Here is a 2,911-nt window from a genome sequence, read left to right as displayed (position 1 = left end):
CCTGCTTCTGGATCAAGCATCCAGTGGATACGCGCGTCCTTGTTTGCTGCGGTGAACCCGAGAGCTCTCACCACTCTCAGTCCAAAATCCTCCTCAGAGAGCCCTTCCTCACCAGCATCGACAACCGCGCGGAGGATAGCCCCGCGCAAGAGGCTCACAAACAAGAAGTCATTGAAATGGCCAGCCTGCAGGGCTGCATCTTGGCGATTGTCGGTGAAACCCAAGAGCTTCCGCTTCTCTGACGGAACACCACTGGCTGGACGATTCATCCATTCGAGAGCTGTTGCAACGAGCTGTGTTGTTGCCGAACTCCTGCCTTCGCCAGACAAACCAGCCAATTTGCTGCGTTCACGCATACTCGGGTGAGGCTGATCAAGGCAGCACGGGCAGAAGCCGAAGCGGCCGGGGATGAACCAGAACGTCCGGCCACTCCCCGAATATCTCCCGTCTGGCGCAAGCGACACGTTGATTGGTAGGCGTCCTTTCCGATTTGACCGCAGCCGCTCTATGCCATTGAACCCCCCCGGGTTTGCTGGAGGCTCCAACTTCCAAATAGGATGGAGCCATCATGAGCAAGACGACGAACAAGTTCTCACCCGAAGTGCGCGGCCGAGCGGTGCGGTTGGTTCTGGATCACGAAGGCGAGCATGCCTCACGGTGGGCGGCGGTGGCGTCGATAGCGGCCAAGATCGGCTGCTCGGCGCACACGCTGCTTGATTGGGTGAAGAAGGCCGAGGTGGACAGCGGCAAGCGTGCCGGCGTTCCAACAGATGTGGCCGAGAAGCTGCGGGACCTAGAACGCGAGAACCGGGAGCTTCGGCAAGCCAATGAGATCCTGCGCAAGGCGAGCGCGTATTTTGCGCAGGCGGAGCTCGACCGCCCGTTGAAGAGATGATCAGCTTCATTGATGATCATCGTGGAGCCCACGGGGTCGAGCCGATCTGCAAGGTCTTGCCGATCGCCCCATCTACCTACCGCGACCATGCCGCAAAGCGGGCCGATCCTGCCATGCTCTCACTGCGGGCGAGGCAGGACCTGGTCTTGCGGCCCGAGATCGCCCGTGTCTTTGCCGCGAACTTCGAGGTTTATGGCGCCAGGAAGGTCTGGCTCCAGCTCAACCGGGAAGGTCTGGCAGTGGCACGGTGCACGGTCGCGAGGCTCATGCGGGACATGGGGCTGCGGGGCGTCATTCGTGGCAAGCCGATCCGCACCACATTCAGCGACAAAGCGGCACCGTGCCCGGCCGACCACGTCAACCGGCAGTTCCATGCGCCAAGGCCCAATGTGCTGTGGGTCTCCGACTTCACCTATGTCAGCACCTGGAGCGGCTTCGTCTATGTGGCATTCGTCATCGATGCCTACGCCCGTCGCATCATTGGCTGGCGCGCCAGCCGCACAGCGCATGCGGGCTTCGTGCTCGATGCGCTGGAGCAGGCGCTGCATGACAGGCGGCCCGTTCATCGCGGCGGGCTGGTTCACCACTCCGACAGGGGCTCTCAATACGTGTCCATCAAGTACACCGAGCGGCTGGCGGAGGCCGGCATCGAGCCATCAGTCGGCAGCGTCGGAGATTCCTACGACAATGCTCTCGCCGAGACCGTCAACGGGCTTTACAAGGCCGAGGTCATCCACCGGCGCGGGCCTTGGAAGTCATTCGAGGCTGTCGAGTTCGCAACCCTCGAATGGGTCGACTGGTTCAACCACCGCAGACTGATGGGGCCCATTGGCGACATCCCGCCTGCCGAAGCTGAAAAACGCTACTGCGCCATGCTGGACGAGCCAGCCATGGCCGCATAACTTAAACCAAACAGCCTCCGGCAAACCCGGGGCGGTTCAGAGCTTAGAGCGGTCGATCTCATTCAGTCAGATCGGCAACCGCTCTAGACAACGGTTGGCTATCTCGGGGTCGATGTCGAAGATGCGCTCATGCTCGCAGAGGGCGTGGAGATCTGACGGCACATGACGGAAGCTTCCCGGACAGACAGCCTGACATGACGCAGTGGAGGCGTCTTCATTCATGGAAATACCTGCATACGGGCGCGTCGGGCCAGGCCGAAAGCGAGCGGATATCCAGAGGTTTCCGGCCGAAAAGAACCCAGACATCGGTAATGGGGCCGAAGAGTTGATCGATCCGAAAACGATCCGGGGCCTGCTCAACCAGTTCCACGGATGTGATGCCGGAATCAAACCGCCCGGCTTGCAGCCCTTCCGCGACGGTCATGATTGAAACCTCATCGATCTGGCGGGGCCAGGCGCTGAGATCCGCGTAGTGCTTCGTGGCAGGCTGGAAGGCGATGGATCGCGGCTGCTCGACATCCGTGCGCGAGATGATCGCCAGGGACTTGCTCGGCGCGATGAAGGTATCGACCACATGAACGCGATGCACGTATCGCGCCGACATTTCGGTATGCGAGGGATGTACCGAGACCTGCAGGATGAAATCGAGATCGCCCGCTACAAGTGCTTCGAAAGCTTCACGAAAATCGGTATACAGCACAATCTCGGCGTCTTCGAGTTTTCGGAAGGCAATGTATTTCCGGACAATCATCGAATGATTGCTGCCTTCGGTTCCGAGGGTTCCAAATCGAAGTGGCGTTGTCATTCCGGGCGGTCCTTCGGCTTCAGGCTTCAACAGCAGTTTTCAGGTGTTGGGCGGCCGGGTCGCGGCCGGCGCGATAGAGGTGGTTCTCGATGTGGCGGAAAAGGGCAGCGAGAACGAAGGTGATCGCGAGATACATGGCGGCCGCCGCGAGGAAGACCTCGTAGGGTGCGTATGTGTCGTTCACGAGCATCTGGGCGGATCCCGTGAGTTCGATCAGCGTGATCGTGCCATAGGCGACGGAGCCAACCACACTCGCCACCGCAATCGTCGCCCACACCACATCCACGTTCATGCGCGCGACTTCGGTGG

General features: G+C 60.5%; 4 protein-coding genes and 1 other annotated feature. Of the genes, 1 reads left to right on the top strand and 3 read right to left on the bottom strand.

The features are described from left to right. A partial coding sequence (locus ACOVQ0_RS12340) for a hypothetical protein (RefSeq protein ID WP_421884869.1) occupies positions 1-356 on the bottom strand: 356 nt, incomplete at its 3' end. 212 nt (positions 357-568) lie between these two features. Here ACOVQ0_RS12340 and ACOVQ0_RS12335 point away from each other — a divergent pair. Next, positions 569-1,797 (top strand): IS3 family transposase gene (locus ACOVQ0_RS12335; protein ID WP_421884867.1). Its coding sequence is split into 2 segments (ribosomal slippage): positions 569-857 and positions 857-1,797, totalling 1,230 coding nucleotides; the frame shifts between segments, so codons are not numbered across the junction. Continuing rightward, positions 850-966, top strand: a sequence feature (AL1L pseudoknot). Its footprint overlaps the gene before it by 117 nt. A gap of 214 nt (positions 1,798-2,011) precedes the next feature. On the opposite strand, the gene ACOVQ0_RS12330 is transcribed toward ACOVQ0_RS12335, so the two are convergent. Both ACOVQ0_RS12330 and ACOVQ0_RS12325 read right to left on the bottom strand, forming a co-directional pair. Further along, entirely contained in the window at positions 2,012-2,602 is a 591-nt protein-coding gene (locus ACOVQ0_RS12330; protein WP_421884865.1) for a hypothetical protein, read from the bottom strand. Positions 2,603-2,621: 19 nt separating this feature from the next. Continuing rightward, the coding region (locus tag ACOVQ0_RS12325) for a hypothetical protein (RefSeq protein WP_421884863.1) at positions 2,622-2,911 on the bottom strand (290 nt) is incomplete at its 5' end.

This window comes from Novosphingobium sp., from assembly GCF_049240505.1.
Classification (GTDB): Bacteria; Pseudomonadota; Alphaproteobacteria; order Sphingomonadales; family Sphingomonadaceae; genus Novosphingobium.
The sequence above is the reverse complement of the archived record's forward strand: the minus strand, read 5'-3'. Positions and strand labels throughout refer to the sequence as shown.